The 19280-nt window shown below is 71.5% G+C and carries 20 protein-coding genes and 4 tRNA genes; 18 read left to right on the plus strand and 6 right to left on the minus strand.

The genetic code is table 11. The annotated features are described in order from the left end of the window. Positions 1-149 precede the first annotated feature (149 nt). The 3 genes from ACWCP6_RS03535 to ACWCP6_RS03545 all read left to right on the plus strand — a co-directional run bounded on the left by ACWCP6_RS03535 (position 150) and on the right by ACWCP6_RS03545 (position 2535). A tRNA-Tyr gene (locus ACWCP6_RS03535) sits at positions 150-231 on the plus strand. 465 nt (positions 232-696) lie between these two features. Beyond that, positions 697-984 (plus strand): hypothetical protein, encoded by a 288-nt coding sequence (locus ACWCP6_RS03540; RefSeq protein WP_450930664.1) that lies wholly within the window; start codon positions 697-699, stop codon positions 982-984. A 639-nt stretch (positions 985-1623) separates the two neighbouring features. Next, complete coding sequence (locus tag ACWCP6_RS03545; protein ID WP_450930665.1) at positions 1624-2535, plus strand: NADP-dependent oxidoreductase; 912 nt, start codon at positions 1624-1626, stop codon at positions 2533-2535. Between the two features lie 90 nt (positions 2536-2625). On the opposite strand, the gene ACWCP6_RS03550 is transcribed toward ACWCP6_RS03545, so the two are convergent. Continuing rightward, positions 2626-3597 carry a DUF817 domain-containing protein gene (locus ACWCP6_RS03550; RefSeq protein WP_450930666.1) on the minus strand — a complete coding sequence of 324 codons (972 nt, stop codon included), beginning with the start codon at positions 3595-3597 and terminating at the stop codon, positions 2626-2628. Positions 3598-3786: 189 nt separating this feature from the next. Between ACWCP6_RS03550 and ACWCP6_RS03555 the strand changes: the two genes are divergently transcribed. Beyond that, on the plus strand, positions 3787-3999 hold the full coding sequence (locus ACWCP6_RS03555) for a hypothetical protein (protein WP_450930667.1): 213 nt from the start codon (positions 3787-3789) through the stop codon (positions 3997-3999). A 179-nt stretch (positions 4000-4178) separates the two neighbouring features. Here the strand turns inward: ACWCP6_RS03555 and ACWCP6_RS03560 are convergent, their stop codons facing one another. Both ACWCP6_RS03560 and ACWCP6_RS03565 read right to left on the minus strand, forming a co-directional pair. Then, positions 4179-4835: an SDR family oxidoreductase gene (locus ACWCP6_RS03560; protein WP_450930668.1), complete on the minus strand. Its 657-nt coding sequence runs from the start codon at positions 4833-4835 to the stop codon at positions 4179-4181. Positions 4836-5181: 346 nt separating this feature from the next. Beyond that, positions 5182-6477, minus strand: a complete 1296-nt coding sequence (locus ACWCP6_RS03565) for an amidohydrolase family protein (protein ID WP_450930669.1) — start codon at positions 6475-6477, stop codon at positions 5182-5184. Between the two features lie 508 nt (positions 6478-6985). Between ACWCP6_RS03565 and ACWCP6_RS03570 the strand changes: the two genes are divergently transcribed. The 8 genes from ACWCP6_RS03570 to ACWCP6_RS03605 all read left to right on the plus strand — a co-directional run bounded on the left by ACWCP6_RS03570 (position 6986) and on the right by ACWCP6_RS03605 (position 12262). After that, positions 6986-7058 (plus strand) — tRNA-Thr (locus ACWCP6_RS03570). A gap of 49 nt (positions 7059-7107) precedes the next feature. Next, positions 7108-7180, plus strand: a tRNA-Met gene (locus tag ACWCP6_RS03575). Positions 7181-7269: 89 nt separating this feature from the next. Beyond that, positions 7270-7434 (plus strand): 50S ribosomal protein L33, encoded by a 165-nt coding sequence (gene rpmG / locus ACWCP6_RS03580; protein ID WP_003948671.1) that lies wholly within the window; start codon positions 7270-7272, stop codon positions 7432-7434. A gap of 113 nt (positions 7435-7547) precedes the next feature. Further along, positions 7548-8003, plus strand: a complete 456-nt coding sequence (locus tag ACWCP6_RS03585; protein WP_450930670.1) for an FAS1-like dehydratase domain-containing protein — start codon at positions 7548-7550, stop codon at positions 8001-8003. 2 nt (positions 8004-8005) lie between these two features. Then, positions 8006-8434, plus strand: a complete 429-nt coding sequence (locus tag ACWCP6_RS03590; protein ID WP_450930671.1) for a MaoC family dehydratase — start codon at positions 8006-8008, stop codon at positions 8432-8434. Positions 8435-8741: 307 nt separating this feature from the next. Then, positions 8742-9311 (plus strand): TetR/AcrR family transcriptional regulator, encoded by a 570-nt coding sequence (locus ACWCP6_RS03595; RefSeq protein WP_450930672.1) that lies wholly within the window; start codon positions 8742-8744, stop codon positions 9309-9311. Between the two features lie 123 nt (positions 9312-9434). Next, complete coding sequence (locus ACWCP6_RS03600) at positions 9435-10892, plus strand: DHA2 family efflux MFS transporter permease subunit (RefSeq protein WP_450930673.1); 1458 nt, start codon at positions 9435-9437, stop codon at positions 10890-10892. A gap of 275 nt (positions 10893-11167) precedes the next feature. Then, positions 11168-12262, plus strand: coding sequence for a UDP-N-acetylmuramate dehydrogenase (locus tag ACWCP6_RS03605; protein ID WP_450931093.1), 1095 nt, complete (start codon positions 11168-11170; stop codon positions 12260-12262). Between the two features lie 96 nt (positions 12263-12358). On the opposite strand, the gene ACWCP6_RS03610 is transcribed toward ACWCP6_RS03605, so the two are convergent. Beyond that, a complete protein-coding gene (locus tag ACWCP6_RS03610) occupies positions 12359-12991 on the minus strand; it encodes an NAD(P)-dependent oxidoreductase (RefSeq protein WP_450930674.1) in 633 nt (210 codons plus the stop codon). A 201-nt stretch (positions 12992-13192) separates the two neighbouring features. Between ACWCP6_RS03610 and ACWCP6_RS03615 the strand changes: the two genes are divergently transcribed. Further along, positions 13193-13792, plus strand: a complete 600-nt coding sequence (locus ACWCP6_RS03615; protein ID WP_450930675.1) for a TetR/AcrR family transcriptional regulator — start codon at positions 13193-13195, stop codon at positions 13790-13792. A 30-nt stretch (positions 13793-13822) separates the two neighbouring features. Then, positions 13823-14581, plus strand: a complete 759-nt coding sequence (locus ACWCP6_RS03620) for a DsbA family protein (RefSeq protein WP_450930676.1) — start codon at positions 13823-13825, stop codon at positions 14579-14581. Positions 14582-14632: 51 nt separating this feature from the next. Here ACWCP6_RS03620 and ACWCP6_RS03625 read toward each other — a convergent pair whose 3' ends face one another. Together ACWCP6_RS03625 and ACWCP6_RS03630 are read right to left on the minus strand one after the other, a co-directional pair. After that, the gene (locus ACWCP6_RS03625; RefSeq protein WP_450930677.1) at positions 14633-15652 is read right to left on the minus strand and encodes an adenosine deaminase; all 1020 of its coding nucleotides are present in this window, start codon (positions 15650-15652) and stop codon (positions 14633-14635) included. Between the two features lie 161 nt (positions 15653-15813). After that, on the minus strand, positions 15814-17040 hold the full coding sequence (locus tag ACWCP6_RS03630; RefSeq protein WP_450930678.1) for a pyridoxal phosphate-dependent aminotransferase: 1227 nt from the start codon (positions 17038-17040) through the stop codon (positions 15814-15816). Between the two features lie 234 nt (positions 17041-17274). Between ACWCP6_RS03630 and ACWCP6_RS03635 the strand changes: the two genes are divergently transcribed. The 4 genes from ACWCP6_RS03635 to rplK all read left to right on the plus strand — a co-directional run bounded on the left by ACWCP6_RS03635 (position 17275) and on the right by rplK (position 19279). Continuing rightward, a tRNA-Trp gene (locus tag ACWCP6_RS03635) sits at positions 17275-17347 on the plus strand. 108 nt (positions 17348-17455) lie between these two features. Continuing rightward, positions 17456-17743 (plus strand): preprotein translocase subunit SecE, encoded by a 288-nt coding sequence (gene secE / locus ACWCP6_RS03640; RefSeq protein WP_450930679.1) that lies wholly within the window; start codon positions 17456-17458, stop codon positions 17741-17743. A gap of 77 nt (positions 17744-17820) precedes the next feature. Next, positions 17821-18675: a transcription termination/antitermination protein NusG gene (nusG, locus tag ACWCP6_RS03645; protein ID WP_450930680.1), complete on the plus strand. Its 855-nt coding sequence runs from the start codon at positions 17821-17823 to the stop codon at positions 18673-18675. Positions 18676-18841: 166 nt separating this feature from the next. Continuing rightward, the gene (rplK, locus tag ACWCP6_RS03650; protein ID WP_450930681.1) at positions 18842-19279 is read left to right on the plus strand and encodes a 50S ribosomal protein L11; all 438 of its coding nucleotides are present in this window, start codon (positions 18842-18844) and stop codon (positions 19277-19279) included. Position 19280: the final 1 nt, after the last annotated feature.

The following is a 19280-nucleotide window of genomic DNA, read 5'->3' on the forward strand; positions in this document are numbered from 1 at the left end:
GTCGGTCCCGGGGCCGCACCGTCAAGCCTAGCCACCACCCCCGCACGGAGTGGCGATCAATCGGGTGGCGGAGCACCCCTGTGCATCAGGTATCGTTTACGTCGTTGCCAGGGAGCTCCCGCGAAAAGCGGCTCCACGGCGGCAAACCCGGCGGTGTGCCCGAGCGGCCAAAGGGAGCAGACTGTAAATCTGCCGGCTCAGCCTTCCCAGGTTCGAATCCTGGCGCCGCCACGCTGAGAGAAACCCCCTCCGATCTGCGAGAACGTGGATCGGAGGGGGTTTCTTCGTATTCGAACAGACAGCTTCGCCGGATGGGTGAAATGCGCGACTTGTCTTACCTGGGATCGGGTGAATCCCAGGTCTGATCGGCCCGTGTCCCCCAGGCGTCCCCTGGGGGCGGCGCTCCGTCCCACTCCCGGAAAATGAGGGCTGCGCTGACGTAACGGTCCCACTGGTGGCAACCGTGCGGTGGCCGTCCTCGATGACGAAGGGGCCGTCGATCTGCTGATGCCTGTCCTGTCGTCACGACCCCGGCGGGCGTCGTCCATCCTCGCTCGAGGATGGCGGGCGAGTGTGAGCACTTCGCCGGCCGGCGGGACGCCGACCCCGGGAAGGGAACGTTCGGCTCGGTGAACCCTCCCCGTCAGGCCCGCGTCTCCCCTTGCGAACGCCCACTACTCTCACAGGAGAACAGCCGTGAGCGACAAGGACGTTGAGCAGACCGACGAGCGGGGTTACGAGCTGGGTCCCTGGTGGGCGGGGCTGGGAACGGTGGGCGCTGTCGTACTGATCGTTGTCGGGGGGCTCGTAGCGGCGTGGGTCTTCTTCCGGCTGCCCGGCACCCCGGAGAATCTGGCGACCGGCTACTACCAGGCCGCCAAGGTCGCCGCCGTCGGAGTGGTGATCGCGGGAAGCTCCCTGCTGGGCCGCCGTCGAGCCCGGACCGCGGCCGCCGAGGAAACCAACGAGCCGGAACGCGCATGACCCCACCGACCGTGGGTCGCGGTGGTGATGAGAGACGCGCATGAGCTGTGCCGCCATCGGCCGGCCGGCCGCCCTCCGCGGGACGGCCGTCCGCTGAGCTCCTGCCGTTCGGATCGCGCCCGCCCGCTTCCGTCGCCGGCCCCTCCCTGGGTGGACCCCTCCGGTGCCCCTCCCGTGGCAGTCGGTGGTTGTGGAGCGGTCGACCGCCGCCAGGTGCGAGGCGGGTGAGCCATGGCCACGGGGCGCCGGGCGCCCAACGACCGCCTCGGGAACGGCCGACGGCCGACGCGCGCTTACATGGGAGCGTGCGCGCTTACGTGGGAGAGTGCCCGCTTGCACGGAGCTTGTGTGCTCGCGCGTGAGGACGCGCGCCCGCATGCGAGGGTCAGTGGCGCCGGGCGCGGTGAGGCGGCCCTGATGGCGAGGCGGGGCGGGCCTGGTGACGAAGCGGCCCCGGTGGCGGAGCGGGTCCGGTGATGGGGCGGCCCCGGTGATGTGGTGGCTCCGGTGATGGGGTGGTCCCGGTGATGGGGCGGGCATCGTTCGCTCGACAGCCCTGCGCATGGCATGGTTCCCTGTAGTCATACGGCATGTGTGATTCACGCGTTGGCCTGTTGCTCCGTACGCCCAGGAGTTCCCATGCCCACTGCCATCACCTACTCCGAGTTCGGTGGTCCGGAGGTCCTGACCGTCTCCGAGGTCGGCATCCCCGAGCCCGCGCCGGACCAGGTCCGCGTCCGGGTCCGTGCCGCCGGCATCAATCCGCTGGACATCAAGATCCGCCGCGGGGACATGGCCGGCGCCTTCCCAGTCACGTTCCCCGTCACGCCCGGGCTGGACGCGGCCGGGGTGGTCGACGCCGTCGGTGACGCGGTGACCGGCGTCGCGCCGGGCGACGGGGTCTTCGGGGCGGCCACGGGCGGCTCGTACGCGGAGTACGCCGTGATGCCCGCGCCGGTGAAGAAGCCGAAGGGGCTGTCGTGGGAGCTTGCCGCGGCGCTGCCCACCGTCGGCGAGACGGCCTTCCGTGCGTTGAAGCACCTGGACGTCCATGCCGGACAGGTCCTGCTGGTGCACGGCGCCGGAGGCAGCGTCGGGACCATCGCCGTACAACTCGCCGTGGCCCGGGGCGCCACCGTCATCGGCACGGCCGGAGAGACCGACCTGGACCGGGTGACCGGCCTCGGAGCCACCGCCCTGCGCTACGGCGACAACCTGGTCGAGCGGGTCCGCGCCGTCGCGCCGGACGGAGTGGACCGGGTCTTCGACACCTCCGGGGCCGGGGTCCTGCCCGCCTCCGTCGAACTGGCCGGCGACCCGGAACACGTCATCACCATCGCCGACGGCAGCGCCGCCCGCCTCGGGGTCCGCTTCACCGGCGCCGACCCCGCCGACCGCACTCCCGAGGCCCTGCCCGAGCTCGCGGAACTGGCCGCCTCCGGCGACCTGACCCTCCCCATCTGGCGGACCTATCCGCTCGACCGGGCCGCCCAGGCCCATGCCGACATCGAGGCGCACCGCAACCACGGCAAGATCATCCTGCTGCCCTGAGCCCAAGTGCCGCGCCTCACGGTGCGGTTCGCCCCTACCGTCGAGGGGGCGGCGATGAGCAGGGTCGTGACCCGGGCGAAGAGCGCCGTGTCACCCCGCTGTGCGCGGCTGCGGCTCCCTCGACTGCGTGCGGGCGGCGGGCGGCCTGACCCCTGCGTCGGCGGCGGGCGGCAGCACGGTCTTCGCGTCCTCGGTGGCCGACTTCACGGCCTTCACGCCACCGGTACGCGGCTGCCGCGTGCTCGACTTCGCGCCGTCGGTGCGCGGTTGCCGTGGCCCCGGCTTCGGGTCGCCGTTCCCCGGCTCCCTCGACTTCACGCGTTCGGTCACGACGAACGTGACGCTGATCAGCAGCGCCCATGCGCCGAACTTGCCGAGTTCCACCGGCTGCCAGCCATGGAGCTGATACGGATAGCTCCAGGCGCCGGCGTACGTGGCGGCGTTCTCCGCGACCCACAGGAAGAAGCCGATCAGCACGAAGGAGACGGCCAACGGCATGCGGTAGCGGTGCTCGCCGACGGTGAAGCCGACCCACGCCCCCGCGGTCACCGCCACCATTGCCGCGGCGAGCGGCCAGCGGAGGTCGGGCAGCCAGTGGTGGGTGAAGAAGTTGACGTAGACGGCCGCCGCAACCAGGGCGGTGGCGGCGGCACGGTAGCCGGTGAAGCGCAGCGCGAACAGCTGCCACGCGCGGCACACATAGCTCGCGACCGCCGCGTAGAGGAAACCGCCGTACAGCGGCACCCCGGCGATCTTCGTCACCGCGTCCTCCGGGTAACTCCACGACCCCAGACGTACTTTGACCAGCTCGAACAGCAGCCCCACCACATGGCACGCGGCGATCACCAGCGTGTCCCGCCGACTCTCCCAGCCCACCCGACGCGCCACGACGGTGAGCAGCACGCCGTAGAGAAGCACCAGGTCGTACCGCGCGATCGGCAGATGCGGCAGCATCCGCGACGCCGCGATACCGCCCAGGAGGGCCACCGCGAACGCGCAACACCGCACCTGAAGCACCGCGAACCTGACCAGCTGACGTGCTCCGTCCCACACCTTTTGCATGCCCGGGAGGACGCCGTACGGCCGCCTTGGGGTTTCCGGCCCGTCCCTGCAGGGTGGGCGGGTTCCACGTGCCCGGGTGCCGAGCCCGCCCGGGCCGCAGCGTCGTGGTGATGCGGCAACCGCCCGCCGCGCGGCCGTTCCGGTGCGCACGGGGCCCGGCGCGAGCCGTGCGCACGGCAGACTTGGGGCATGTCATCGCGCCGCAGGAACTGCCCGGAGTGCCGTCGCGAAATCGCCGTTGTCGCGGGACGGTTCGCGCGCCACGACCCGCCCGGCGCGCGGGCCGAGGGCACGCTCGTGTCCTGCCCCGGATCGCGCCGGTGGGCGGGGCCCGGAGCCGCGCAGCCGACACTGGACGGCTACACGGTCCCGGATTTCCCGGGGCAGCTCCCGCTGTTCTGAGCCCCGCGGACCCACAGGGCGCGAGTCCCGCCCCCGCAGGGGTACGTGTCGTGCCGCCCGCAGGGGTACGCGTGCCGTGCCGCTCCCGCAGGGCTACGTGTGCCGTGCGCTCCCGCAGGGGTACGCGTGCCATGCCGCTCCCGCAGGGCTACGCGTCCGCCTGGCTTCCCGGGCTCGCGCTAGTTCCCCGCCACTGCCTTCACGGCCACCGAAATCGGCGTGGAGCCACTGATCAGTTCCAGGGTGAGACCGGCCGTCGCGGGGGTGTCGATGATTTCCGCGAGCACGGCCGCCACGTCATCGCGTGTGACCGACCCGGGCCCGGCCGAGGCCTCCAGGCGTACGTGGCCCGTGCCGGGGTCGTTCGTCAGCGACCCGGGGCGCAGGATCGTCCAGTCCAGTTCGGCCTTGCTGCGCACACGGTCGTCCGCCCGGCCCTTGGCCCGCAGATAGACGTCGAACACCTCGTCGCCCTCGTGGTTCGCGTCGGCGCCTCTCGACGACACCACGACGTACCGGCGCACGCCGGAGCGCACGGCGGCGTCCGCGACGAGCACGGCCGCGCCCAGGTCCACCGTCTCCTTGCGCGAGGTGCCGCTTCCCGGCCCCGCGCCCGCGGCGAAGACCACGGCGTCCGCGCCCTCCAGCCGTTCGGCGACCTCCTCCACCGACGCCGACTCCAGGTCGCACACGATCGGCTCGGCCCCGGCCGCCCGCAGGTCCTCCGCCTGCTCGGCACGCCGGATGAACCCGGCGACCTCGTCCTCGCGTGCGGCGAGCAGCCGCTCCAGCCGCAGCGCGATCTGACCATGACCCCCAGCGATGACAATCCGCATGCTTCCGACCGTACGCCGTACGCGACGGGTTCGCCGCGCGACCGCGCTGACGTGCCGCGGGCGATGTCGTCGGCGACTGCGCGGGCCGGGCGGGAACGGACGCCCGACGCCGTTCGTTCCCATCACGACCCGCGCTTATCCACCCCCGCCGCGTCCAACACGCGGCCCCGCACGTCCGGTTGTGGAAATCCGACGGAAGGAGACCTCTGCCGCCGAGCCGTGCTCGGCGGGACGCCGGGTGCGCCCGCTCGCCCGCCGCCCGGCCCGCGCAGTCGGCTGCATCCCCCGTACGCCCACGCGGCCGCGGCCCGCGCCGTCACGTCATCCCGCGGCGCCCCCCGCGCCCTCACGTCATCCCCGCGCCGCCGCCCTTGCCCTTCGGGCGCCCCTGTCGCGGCAGGTCCAGCGCCGCGGCCACCGCAGAATCGCAGTACTCCCGTACCGCGCTCGTCCGCGCCACCACCCGCCCCCGGTGCACGACGATGCGGCTGTACGCGAGCGACAGCACGCCCGCGAGGCGGGTGCCGCGGATCGCGAGCAGATCCGCGGGGAATCCCGCCTCGACCCGGACCTCGGGCAGGCCGAGCGCCGCACGCGCCGACGCGCTCACGCTGTCGTACGCGTCCTCCGGGCGCAGCCCGTGCTGCGAGGCGAGCAGAAACGCGGCCTCCAGGGGATCCCCGCGGCCCACCGGGTTCGCCATGTCGCGCAGCGCGCCGCTGCCCGCGGCCACCCGTACGCCGGCCGCGCGCAGCAGCCGTACGGGCGCCGTGCCGCGCCGCTCCACCGCGCCGCAGCGGCCCTGCGGCAGACAGACCACCGTGATGCCCGCCGCGGCGAGTTGGTCGGTCACGCGGCGGGCGACCTCCACCGGCAGTCTGCCCAGGCCGCCGCACGGGCCGATCGTCACTCCGGGGCGCAGTCCTCCGGCCATCGCGGCGAGCCGGGCCAGCCGCGCCGGATCGTCACCGTCCGTATGCAGGTCGACGGGGCAGCCGGCCTCGGTCGCCACCTCCAGCACCGCCTCCACGTACCCCGTGGGGTCCGGGTCGAGGTCGGGGCAGCCGCCCACGGCGGATGCGCCCATCCGGACGGCGTCGCGCAGCATCGCGAGGCCGTCCGCGCCGGCGACTCCGGTCAGCAGGCGCGGCATCGCCACCACCGTGAGATCGGCGAGTCCGCGCAGCGAACGCCGCGCCTGGAGCACCGCCTCCAGGGCAACGAGCCCCTGTACGTCGCCGATCCGCACATGTGAGCGGAGTGCGGTCGCGCCGTGCCCCAGCTGGAGGAGGGCGGCCTCGGTGGTCCTGCGCTGGACGTCCTGGCCGTCGTACGGAACCGGGCCGTCCGAGTCCGCCGAGAGCGCCGTGTCGCCGTGGGCGTGCGGCTCGGCGGGGGCGGGCAGCAGGAGATGGCCGGTGAGGTCCACGCGGGCCGCGTGTGCGGTGAGGCTGCCCGCAGTGCCGACCGCCTCGATGCACCCGCCGGCGAGCCGCACGTCCACGGTGCGGCCGTCGGTCAGCAGGGCGCCGCACAGCAGCAGGGACGTGGCGTCGGGGGACGGACCGGAGCCGGAGCCGCTGCTTCCCGGTTGGCGTGGGGAGCCGGAGGAATGGGGCTGCTGCGGCTGGATGTCGGGCATCGCGCTCCTGGGACTCGGGGCGGCTGCGCGCGATCGGGTGCCCGCCCGCGAGGGCGGGCGGGCGAGCATGATCACGCAGCGTGAGTCGAGCCTAGGGTGACGGCTCGTCCGCTTTGCGGAGGAGCGAAATAGTCGTACCGGTGTGGTGTGCCGGGCCTGCGGCGGAGCCCCCTGCGACGTCCGGCCGGCGGGCCCGCGCCGGCATCTCCACCCGACGCAGGGCGGTCCCTCTCGGCGGGCCCGCACCGGCCCGCCGAGAGGGACCGTGCGGTGCGTTTCCCGCGGTCGTCACGGCGCCGGGAGACCGCGACACGACCACCGGTGCGTGGACGGCCGTGGACGGTCGGGGCACGGGGAACCGGTGGACCGCCGGGGTGGGCGGCACCTCGTGGAGCGGGCCGGAACCCAGGGGTGACGCCCGCGTGAACGGCGGAAGGAACGGCCGTGGGCGGGGGAGGGAAACGGATTTGGGCGAACGGCGGGCGAGCGTGTAATGTCTTCATCGCTCGCCCCAATAGCTCAGTCGGCAGAGCGTCTCCATGGTAAGGAGAAGGTCAACGGTTCGATTCCGTTTTGGGGCTCTGATGTGTGAGGTTCCTCGTCTTCGGACGAGGGTCCGCAGCACATCGCAGCGGTGTAGCTCAGTCGGTAGAGCAAGCGGCTCATAATCGCTGTGTCACCGGTTCAAGTCCGGTCACCGCTACTCTCGGTAGCCGATTGCGGGGTCGGTCCTTCGATCGGCTACCCTTTCTTGCGTTAAAACATCCCATCCGTTCGTCAAGGAGCACTCACGTGGCTGCCACCGACGTCCGCCCGAAGATCACGCTGGCCTGCGTGGAGTGCAAGGAGCGGAACTACATCACCAAGAAGAACCGGCGCAACAACCCGGATCGTCTTGAGATGAAGAAGCACTGCCCGCGTTGCAACGCGCACACCGCGCACCGCGAGACGCGATAAATCAGGCTCGTACACGAGGCCGTCCCCGCTCCGGGGGCGGCCTCGCGTCGTTTTCGAAGCCGCGCGTCGTCAATGAAGCGCGTGTCGTTCCGACATCAGGAGGTGCCGAGCCCATGGCGCTCGACCAGTCCTTCGTGGGGCGGTCCTACCCGCCCACCGACCCCTATGAGGTCGGCCGGGAGAAGATCCGCGAATTCGCGGAGGCCGTCGGCGACGGCAACCCCGCGTACACGGACCCGGAGGCCGCCAAGGCCCTCGGGCACTCCGATGTGATCGCCCCGCCCACCTTCGTCTTCGCGATCACGTTCAAGGCCGCGGGCCAGGTCGTCGCCGACCCGCAGCTGGGGCTGGACTACAGCCGGGTCGTGCACGGCGACCAGAAGTTCGCGTACAAGCGGCCGGTGCGTGCGGGCGACCGGCTCACGGTCACCTCCACGATCGAGGCCATCAAGTCCCTGGCGGGCAACGACATCCTGGACATCCGGGGCGAAGTCCACGACGAGGCCGGCGAGCACGTCGTGACCGCCTGGACCAAGCTCGTCGCCCGCGCCGTGGAAGAGGAGGCGTGAGGATGACGGCCAGCATCATGTACGCGGACGTCGAGGTCGGCACCGAGCTGCCGGCCCAGACCTTCCCCGTGACCCGCGCCACGCTCGTGCAGTACGCGGGCGCCTCCGGTGACTTCAACCCGATCCACTGGAACGAGAAGTTCGCCAAGGAGGTCGGGCTGCCGGACGTCATCGCGCACGGCATGTTCACCATGGCCGAGGCGATCCGCGTGGTCACCGACTGGGTCGGCGACCCGGGCGCGGTCGTCGAGTACGGCGTCCGCTTCACCAAGCCGGTCGTCGTCCCGAACGACGACCAGGGCGCGACGATCGAGGTCAGCGCCAAGGTCGCGGCCAAGCTCGACGACAACCAGGTCCGGGTCGACCTGACGGCGACCAGCGCCGGGCAGAAGGTCCTCGGCATGTCCCGCGCGGTCGTACGCCTGGGCTGACGCCCCCTGCGGGGGCGGGGCCGCCCGCCCGCCTCGGCGCACCGTGACCGGCCGGCCCGCCCGTCTCGGCGCACCCCGACAGGCCTGCACGCGTGGGAGCACGGTCCGACGCATAGAAGTAAGACGCATAGAAGTAAGGGGCACCCCACCTTTGAGGGTGCCCCTTACTTCTGCCCCGGGTCCGAGGGGCTGCGGTTGCCTCTCCCGCGCTCCCCAGGCCCGTGACCGGAGGCGCCCCCGCAGGCCCGTCATCAGAGGGCGCCCACCCTCCTTGACGTAGATAGTGATTGACCACTAACTTCCTCGCATGGTCAGGATGAGCGCAGAGGAACGGCGTGAGAGCGTCATCCGTGCCGCGGTGAGCGAGTTCGCCCGGCGCGGCTACTACGGCACGTCCACCGAGGCGATCGCGAAGCGGGTCGGCGTCTCGCAGCCGTACCTCTTCCGGCTCTTCCCCGGCAAGAAGGCGATTTTCTCGGCGGCGGCGACGCGCTGCATCAGCGACACGGTGCAGCTCTTCCGGGAGGCCTCGGACGGCCTGCGGGGCGAGGAGGCCCTCCGTGCCATGGCGAACGCGTACACCGACGTCATCGCGCGGGAGCCCGAGCGGCTCCTGATGCAGATGCAGGTGTACGTCGCGGTCGCGGCCGCGGAGGAGGCGGGCGACCGCGAGTTCGGTGAGGCGGTCCGTGCCGCCTGGACCGAGCTGTGGGAGACCGTCCATCTGCCCCTGGGGGCGGATGCGGAGGAGACCACGAACTTCATGGCCTGCGGGATGCTGATCAACGTCCTGGTCTCCATGGGGTTCCCTCCCGAGCACCGCGTCTGGGAAGGGATCTATCCCGAGGCGCGGATCGACGGCCGCCTGCAGACATGACGCCGGGGCAGGGCCCGGGCGGCCGGCGGTGCGGTGCCGGCGGAGTGCCGGGCGGGGGGAAGCGTGTTTTCTCGCCCATGAAAGTTAGTCAGCAATAACTAACTACCCGTATCAGGGGGAACGATGTCACCAACAGACCGTCGCGGGGGAGCCGTCTGGGCACTCGTCGTGACCAGCGTCGCAGGGTTCATGGCGGCCCTGGACAACCTCGTCGTCACCACCGCGCTGCCCTCGATCCGCAAGGATCTCGGGGGAGGGCTGGACGACCTCGAATGGACGGTGAGCGCCTACACGCTGGCGTTCGCCGTGCTGCTGATGTTCGGCGCGGCCCTCGGCGACCGCTTCGGCCGCCGCCGGCTCTTCATCACCGGTCTGGTGATCTTCACCGGGGCCTCGGCCGCCGCGGCCATGGCGCCGGGCATCGACTCGCTGATCGCCGCCCGCGCGGTCCAGGGCGTCGGCGCGGCCATCATGATGCCGCTCGCCATGACCCTGCTGACGGCGGCGGTGCCGCCCGCCAGGCGCGGGGCGGCCTACGGCATCTGGGGTGCCGTCAACGGTCTCGCGGTCGCTTCCGGACCGCTCATCGGCGGCAGCCTCACCGAGCATGTCTCCTGGCACTGGATCTTCTGGCTGAACGTTCCGCTGGGACTCGCCGTCCTGCCGTTCGCCCGCCTGCGCCTCGCCGAGTCGTACGGCACGGGCGCGCCGCTCGACATCCCCGGGACCCTGCTGGCCAGCGGCGGCCTCTTCGGAGTCGTGTACGGCCTGGTGCGCGCCCCCGCCGACGGCTGGACCAGCACGCTCGTGCTGACCGGGCTGTGCGCGGGCGGGGCACTGCTCGTGGCCTTCGTGGTGCACGGCATCCGCGCTGCGAACCCGATGCTCCCGATGCGGCTGTTCCGGAGCCGGTCCTTCGCCGGGATCAACGCGGCGGGCCTGCTGATGTTCCTCGGGATGTTCGGGTCGATCTTCCTGCTCAGCCAGTACATGCAGGGGGTCCTCGGCTACTCGCCGACCGAGGCGGGGCTGCGGATGCTGCCCTGGACCGGCATGCCGATGCTCGTCGCGCCCGTCGCGGGCCTTCTCGCTGACCGCATCGGCGGGCGTGTCGTCGTCGCGGCGGGCCTCTTCCTCCAGGCGGTGGGGCTGGCCTATTACGCGGTGACGGCCGCCGCCGACGTCTCGTACACGGTGCAGCTGCCCGCCCTCGTCATCAGCGGAATCGGCATGTCCCTCTACTTCGCCCCCGCCTCCCACCTGGTCATGTCCAGCGTGCACGAGAAGGAGCAGGGGATCGCGTCCGGTGCGAACAATGCCCTGCGCGAGGTGGGCGGTGCGCTCGGCATCGCGGTGATGTCCTCGATCTTCTCCGCCCAGGGCGGCTACGAGTCAGCGCAGTCGTTCGTGGACGGCATCCGGCCCGCGCTGTGGGTGGGGGCGTCCGCGGTGGCACTGGCCGCCGTCGCGGCCCTGTGCATCCCGAGGCTGCGCCCGAGCGCTCCGCAGGAGCAGGGTGCTGCGCAGGACGACGGGGCATCCTCCGCCCCGGTGCTGGAAGCCGTCGCCACGGGGGACTGAGCCCGGGCCGCGTGGGAGTCGCCACGGGCTTCCGGGCGTTCGCCCGCTCGGCGCCGCACTGCGGATGCGCCCGCGGGCTGCGCCCGGGCATGCGGGACGCGACGTTCCTCACATGGTCCGCGCCGGCCGACGCGCTGCCCGTCGCCGGGACGAAGCGCTGCGGCGCCTGGGCCGAGCGGCGGCCCAACGTGGTGCGACGTGGTGCCCCCGCCCCGGGGCGGGCGGCCGACGGGAGCCCCGGCGTCCGGACCGCCGGCCGGTCCACGGGAGCGGCCCTGCCTTCGCGGCGGGGCCGCTCTCGTACCCTTGTGCTCGTGCTGGAACTTCACGATGCCCCGCTCGCGCCGCTGACCACCTTTCGGCTCGGCGGCCCCGCCGCCCGTCTGATCACCGCGACCACCGATGCCGAGGTGATCGCCGCGGTCCGGGAGGCCGACGAGAGCAGGACGCCGCTGCTGGTCATCGGCGGGGGCAGCAATCTGGTCATCGGCGACAAGGGCTTCGCCGGCACCGCCCTGCGCATCGCCACCCGCGGCTTCGAGCTGGACGGGACGCGGCTGGAGCTGGCCGCGGGCGAGGTCTGGACGGATGCGGTGGCACGCACGGTCGAGGCGGGTCTCGCCGGCGTCGAATGCCTCTCCGGAATCCCCGGCTCCGCGGGTGCGACGCCGATCCAGAACGTGGGCGCGTACGGTCAGGAGGTCTCCTCGACGATCACCGAGGTGATCGCGTACGACCGGAAGGCGCGGGAGACCGTCACGATTCCGAACGCCGAGTGCGCCTTCTCGTACCGGCACAGTCGTTTCAAGGCCGAACCCGACCGGTTCGTGGTCCTGCGCGTCCGGTTCGAGCTGGAGGACGCGGACGGGATGTCCGCGCCGGTCAAGTACGCGGAGACGGCGCGGGCCCTCGGTGTCGAGGTGGGGGACCGGGTTCCCCTCCAGGCGGCCCGGGAGACCGTTCTCAAGCTCCGGTCGGGCAAGGGCATGGTGCTCGACCCGGAGGACCACGACACCTGGTCGGCCGGGTCCTTCTTCACCAACCCGATCCTCTCGGACGATGAGTTCGCCGCCTTCGTCGGACGCGTGGGGGAGCGGCTCGGCGGGGAGCCGAACCCGCCCGCGTACCCGGCGGGCGACGGTTTCACGAAGACCTCGGCCGCCTGGCTGATCGACAGGGCCGGCTTCGGCAAGGGCTACGGGGACGGGCCCGCGCGGATCTCCGGCAAGCACACCCTGGCCCTGACCAACCGCGGATCCGCGACCACGGAGGACCTGCTGGCGCTGGCCCGCGAGGTCGTGGCCGGCGTGCACGACGCCTTCGGGGTGACCCTGGTCAACGAACCCGTGATGGTCGGCGTCGAGCTCTGAGGCCCCGCGCCGTGTGCGCCGTGGCGCCGTAGCGGCGCGGGGTCACACCCGGCCCGGTACGCGGCATCCCGGCTGCCCCCGCGCGCTCGGCGGGGGTCAGTACGCCACCCCCACCGCCTGCTTCACCGTCGCAGGATCGTCGATCATGGCGAGCATGGCGTGGGCCACGTCCGCGCGGGCGATGGTCCGGCCGGAGCGCGGATTGCCGCCGACGACCCTGCGGTAGGAGCCCGTCACGGGCTTGTCGACCAGCTTCGGCGGGCGCACGGAGGTCCAGTCCGTCGCGCTGCGGGCCAGCTCGGCCTCCATGGCCCTGAGGTCGGTGTAGACGTCCTTCAGCAGCGCCGAGATCAGCGCCAGCATGGCGCGGTCGACGAGCGGCTCGTCGTCGTGGGTCGTGGAGAGCGGGGCCGCGCTGACGACCAGCAGACGTCGGGTGCCCTCCGCTTCGAGCGCCTTCAGCACCGTGCCCGTGAGCCGCGCGGCGATCCCGGCGTCCTTGCGGCGCCGGGCCCCCAGCCCCGAGAGCACCGCGTCCCGCCCGGCGACCGCCGGGCGCAGCGCCTCGTGGTCCGTCAGGTCGGCGCGGAACACCTCCAGTCCCTGCCCGGTGACGGTCAGCCGCGCGGGATCGCGCACCACCGCCGTCACCCGGTGGCCGGCCGTCAGAGCCTGCCGGACGATCTCCTGGCCGATACCGCCGGTCGCGCCGAACACCGTGAGATTCATGGCGCACCCTCCTGGGTGGATGAAGTGGGTGAGTATTCACTCACCCCTAGAGTGGGTAAGCACTCACTCACTCGTCAAGCCCCGGTGTCCGCCGGACCGCTCACCGGCCCGGCCCCGGGGAACCCGCACCGCGTCCCGCTCACCGTCCCGGCCGTCCGCCCGGACCGCGACCCACCCGGCGTCCCGCCGGAAGGAGGCCGTATGCCCGACAAGCCCACCCGGCTCCGCGTCCTGGACGCCGCCCATGAACTCATGCTCACCATGGGCCTCGCCCGGGCCACCACCAAGGAGATCGCCCGCGCGGCCGGCTGCTCCGAAGCGGCCCTCTACAAGTACTTCGCGAGCAAGGAAGAGCTGTTCGTGACGGTCCTCAAGGAGAAGCTCCCGCAGCTGAGCCCGCTGATCGTCGGCCTCACCCGCGAACCGGGGGGCGGCCGGGGTCTGCTGGAGAACCTCACCGAGATAGCCCGTCAGGCCGCCCTGTTCTACGAACAGAGCTTCCCGATCGCCGCGTCCCTGTACGCCGAGACCCAGCTCAAACGCCGCCACGACGAGGCGCTGCGCGAGATGGGCGCGGGCCCGCACAGGCCCATCGAGGACCTGGACGCCTATCTGCGGGCCGAACAGCAGGCGGGCCGGATCCGCGCCGACGCCGACACCTACGCCGCTGCTTCGCTCCTCCTCGGGGCCTGCGCCCAGCGCGCGTTCGCGTACGACATGACGCAGACCGGACGGCCGCCGCAGTCCCTCGACGTCTTCGCCGACTCCCTCGCGCGCACCCTGCTCGGCGGCATCGCATAGGGTTTCCCCGAGTCACGGGAGGGGACGAACATGCAGGTCGAGCGGGTGCGACGGGGACGACGGGTGCGCAGGACGGTCATCGCGCTGGTGGGTGCGACGGTCGTGGCCCTCGGCGCGACGTCGTGCCGGGACGACGCGGGCGGCGCCCACGGAGCCGCCTCCGCGGAGCCGCACGCCACGCCGTACGCGCACGTCCGCGACCTCCCCGAGAAGCTGGCGGCCGACGGCACCACAGTCGTCGTGGGCGACCCGCACGCACCCACCGTGGTGCACCTCTACGAAGACCCGCGGTGCCCCGTCTGCAAGGACTTCGAGACCGAGGGAAGCGGCCCCGAACTGCGCGCGATGACCCAGCGGCGCGAGGTCAGGACCGAGTACACGCTGGCGTCGTTCCTGGACCGGCGGCTGGGCGGCGGCGGATCCCGCAGGGCCGTCAACGCGCTGCGCGCCGCCCTCGACCGGGGCCGGTTCGCCGAGTACCACGAGGTGCTCTACGCCCACCAGCCCGAGGAGTCCGTCGACGGCTTCACCACCGCGTTCCTGCTGCGGATGGCCTCCAAGGTGCCCGGACTGCGCGGACCCGAGTTCGACGCGGCAGTCACCGGAATGAAGTACGGCTCCTTCGTGACCGCGTCCCAGAAGGCGTTCGACGGCTCCGGGGCGCCCGGCACGCCGGCCATGGCCGTCGACGGCACCCTGGTCCGAGGGCAGGGCAGCAGCGCCCTCTTCGACAAGTCGCTGCTGCCGCTCACGATCGCCTCGCTGGCCAAGGGCGGCGCCAAGAGCTAGGCGGACCACCCCCGGCGGCTTCGATCCGGAAGCCCCCGGCCCATCGGCCCGTCAGCCCGCCAGCCAGTCGTCCACGCCCGCCAGCAGTTTCCGCCGGACCTCCTCGGGCGCCATGGACCCCCGGATCGACTGCCGGGCCAGGTCCGCGAGCTCCGCGTCCGTGAAGGAGTGGTGCCTGCGCGCGATCTCGTACTGCGCCGCCAGCCGGGCACCGAACAGCAGCGGGTCGTCCGCGCCGAGCGCCAGCGGAACGCCCGCCTCGTAGAGCGTCCGCAGCGGTACGTCCTCGTGCTTCTCGTAGACGCCGAGGGCCACGTTGGAGGCCGGGCACACCTCGCAGGTCACGCCGCGCTCCGCGAGCTGCCGCAGCAGCCGGGGGTCCTCGGCGGCCCGCACCCCGTGGCCGATCCGGCCCGCGTGCAGGTCGTCCAGGCAGTCCCGCACGGACGACGGGCCGGTCAGCTCCCCGCCGTGCGGCGCCGCCAGCAGACCACCCTCACGGGCGATCGCGAAGGCGCGGTCGAAGTCGCGCGCCATGCCGCGCCGCTCGTCGTTGGAGAGCCCGAAGCCGATGACGCCCCGGTCCGCGTACCGCACCGCGAGCCGGGCCAGCGTGCGGGCGTCCAGCGGGTGCTTCATACGGTTGGCGGCGACCAGGACGCGGATGCCGAGGCCGGTGTCCCGCGAGGCCGTGTCCACGGCGTCCAGGATGATCTCCAGCGCCGGGATCAGACCGCCCAGGCGGGGTGCGTACGACGTCGGGTCCACCTGGATCTCCAGCCAGCCCGAGCCGTCCGCGAGATCCTCCTCCGCGGCCTCCCGCACGAGCCGCTGGATGTCCTCGGGCTCGCGCAGACAGGACCGGGCCATGTCGTACAGCCGCTGGAAGCGGAACCAGCCCCGCTCGTCCGTGGCACGCAGCTTCGGCGGCTCACCGGAGGTCAGCGCGTCCGGCAGGTGGACGCCGTACTTGTCGGCGAGCTCCAGCAGGGTCGTGGTCCGCATCGACCCGGTGAAGTGCAGGTGCAGATGGGCCTTCGGCAGATCTCGTACGTCGCGCAGGTGCTCCATCCCAGGATCTTGCCGTACCCGTGCGGCCTCCCGGAAGCGGCTTTCCGCTTTCGAGTCCTTGCCCGAACACAGAAACGGGCCGCCTCCCCCGGGACGAGGAAGACGGCCCGCCCGCGCGCGGGGACCCGTCGGGAGCGCCGCGCGCCCGTGGCGCGCGACGCTCAGTCGCGAGCTTCGGCCAGCAGCTTCTGGATGCGCGACACGCCCTCGACCAGGTCCTCGTCGCCGAGCGCGTAGGACAGGCGCAGATAGCCCGGGGTGCCGAAGGCCTCGCCCGGGACGACCGCGACCTCGACCTCCTCCAGGATCAGCGCGGCGAGCTCGACCGAGTTCTGCGGGCGCTTGCCGCGGATCTCCTTGCCCATCAGGCCCTTGACCGACGGGTAGGCGTAGAAGGCGCCCTCGGGCTCCGGGCAGACGACGCCGTCGATCTCGTTGAGCATCCGCACGATCGTGCGGCGGCGGCGGTCGAAGGCCTCGCGCATCTTCTCCACGGCCGTCAGATCGCCGGACACGGCCGCGATCGCGGCGGCCTGGGCGACGTTGGAGACGTTGGAGGTGGCGTGCGACTGGAGGTTCGTCGCGGCCTTCACGACGTCCTTCGGGCCGATGATCCAGCCCACGCGCCAGCCCGTCATGGCGTACGTCTTCGCCACGCCGTTGACGACGATGCACTTGTCGCGCAGCTCGGGCAGGATCGCCGGCAGCGAGGTGAACCGCGCGTCGCCGTAGACCAGGTGCTCGTAGATCTCGTCGGTCAGCACCCACAGGCCGTGCTCGACGGCCCAGCGGCCGATCGCCTCGGCGTCCTCCGCGCTGTACACCGCGCCGGTCGGGTTCGACGGGGAGACGAAGAGCACGACCTTCGTACGCTCCGTGCGCGCCGCCTCCAGCTGCTCGACGGAGACCCGGTAGCCGGTGGTCTCGTCCGCGACGACCTCGACGGGCACGCCGCCCGCGAGACGGATCGACTCCGGGTACGTCGTCCAGTACGGCGCCGGGACGATGACCTCGTCGCCCGGGTCCAGGATCGCGGCGAACGCCTCGTAGATCGCCTGCTTGCCGCCGTTGGTCACCAGGATCTGCGCGGGGTCGACCTCGTAGCCGGAGTCGCGCAGCGTCTTCGCGGCGATCGCCGCCTTCAGCTCGGGCAGACCTCCGGCCGGCGTGTAGCGGTGGTACTTCGGGTTCTTGCAGGCCTCGATGGCCGCCTCGACGATGTAGTCGGGCGTCGGGAAGTCGGGCTCACCCGCGCCGAAGCCGATCACCGGGCGGCCAGCGGCCTTGAGGGCCTTGGCCTTGGCATCGACGGCAAGGGTCGCGGACTCGGAGATCGCGCCGACTCGGGCGGAGACCCGGCGCTCGGTGGGAGGAGTTGCAGCGCTCATGCGGCCCATCGTCCCAGACACGAAACCCCCGCGGCACACGGGTTTCACACTCCGAACACCCGGGATTGCGGGCTGCCACCGCCCGGTCGGATCACCGGACGATGTCGCTCCGGTTGCTTTCTGTTCGACGTGGCCCCGCAGAACACGTACACTCTCACCTCGTTGGCCTTCAGCGCCGCGACGAACGGGCACACTCCGTGCACCCGGTCGGATGCGGTACGTTGGGGGAAACAAAGGGTCGTAGCTCAATTGGTAGAGCACTGGTCTCCAAAACCAGCGGTTGGGGGTTCAAGTCCCTCCGGCCCTGCTCCACACACCTTCGCCAGGATGTGTGCGCATGTACGTACAGCATTGCACCGCCGTGCGGCTCGACCGGGCGCGGCACGGCCACGACCCGGGAATCAGGTGAGGACGAGTGACGGACGCCGTGGGCTCCATCGACATGCCTGATGCCCAGGACGAAGCGCTGGAGTCCAAGAAGAAGAACCGCAAGGGCGGCAAGCGTGGCAAGAAGGGCCCGCTCGGTCGTCTCGCCGTCTTCTATCGCCAGGTCGTTGCGGAGCTCCGCAAGGTCGTCTGGCCGACTCGCAATCAGCTCACCACGTACACCACAGTGGTGATTGTCTTCGTCGTCATCATGATCGCTCTGGTGACCGTGATTGACTATGGGCTCGACCACGCCGCCAAGTACGTCTTCGGCTGAGCCGCAAGCGAAGGGCGCCCACCCGGCGCCCCTTTCGCCATGTTCCACCCCTATGTATCCAGGAAGAAGCAGCCACAGTGTCTGACCCGAACCTGAACGGCGCCGTCGAGTCGAGCGGCAGCTTCGAGTCCGATGACGACGCGCCCGACACGATCGAGGCCGCGGACATCGAGGACCAGGACGAGGCTGTCGACTCCGCCGCGGGCGAGCCGGCCGACGAGGCCGCCGCGCACGTCGAGGAGTCCGGCGACGACGAGGCTGCCGCCGCTGAGGCGGAGACCGCGGGTGAGGAGTCCGAGGAGGAGGCCGCGCCGGTCGACCCGGTCCAGGCCCTGCGCGAAGAGCTGCGAACCCTCCCCGGCGAGTGGTACGTCATCCACACCTACGCCGGTTACGAGAACCGCGTGAAGACCAACCTCGAGCAGCGCGCCGTCTCGCTGAACGTCGAGGACTTCATCTTCCAGGCCGAGGTGCCCCAGGAAGAGGTCGCGCAGATCAAGAACGGCGAGCGCAAGACCATCCGCCAGAACAAGCTCCCCGGCTATGTGCTGGTGCGCATGGACCTGACGAACGAGTCCTGGGGTGTCGTCCGCAACACGCCCGGCGTCACCGGATTCGTGGGCAACGCCTACGACCCGTACCCGCTGACCCTGGACGAGATCGTCAAGATGCTCGCCCCGGAGGCCGAGGAGAAGGCCGCCCGCGAGGCCGCCGAGGCCGAGGGCAAGCCTGCGCCCGCCCGCAAGGTCGAGGTCCAGGTGCTCGACTTCGAGGTCGGCGACTCGGTCACCGTCACGGACGGTCCGTTCGCGACGCTCCAGGCGACCATCAACGAGATCAACGCCGACTCGAAGAAGGTCAAGGGCCTCGTCGAGATCTTCGGCCGCGAGACCCCGGTCGAGCTGAGCTTCGACCAGATCCAGAAGAACTGACTTTCTGGAAGACACGCTTCCGACCAGGTCAGACGGGCTCCTCGAGCCGGTCTGACCTGCTCGGTTTTTGGCCGCGCGGTGATACCCGTTATCGTTGTGCGGTATGCCTCCATCCGGATGATCCGGACGGACGGCTGGAAACTCTCACTAGGACCCGGAGAGAGCAATGCCTCCCAAGAAGAAGAAGAAGGTCACGGGGCTTATCAAGCTCCAGATCCAGGCCGGTGCCGCCAACCCGGCTCCGCCGGTCGGCCCCGCGCTCGGTCAGCACGGCGTCAACATCATGGAGTTCTGCAAGGCCTACAACGCCGCGACCGAGTCGCAGCGCGGTTGGGTCATCCCGGTGGAGATCACGGTCTACGAGGACCGTTCCTTCACCTTCATCACGAAGACCCCGCCGGCCTCCAAGATGATCCTGAAGGCTGCGGGCGTGCAGAAGGGCTCCGGCGAGCCGCACAAGACCAAGGTCGCGAAGCTGACGCGTGACCAGGTCCGCGAGATCGCCACCACCAAGATGCCCGACCTCAACGCCAACGACCTGGACGCCGCCGAGAAGATCATCGCCGGCACCGCCCGTTCCATGGGCATCACGGTCGAGGGCTGAC

This window comes from Streptomyces sp. NPDC002004 (assembly GCF_053593975.1).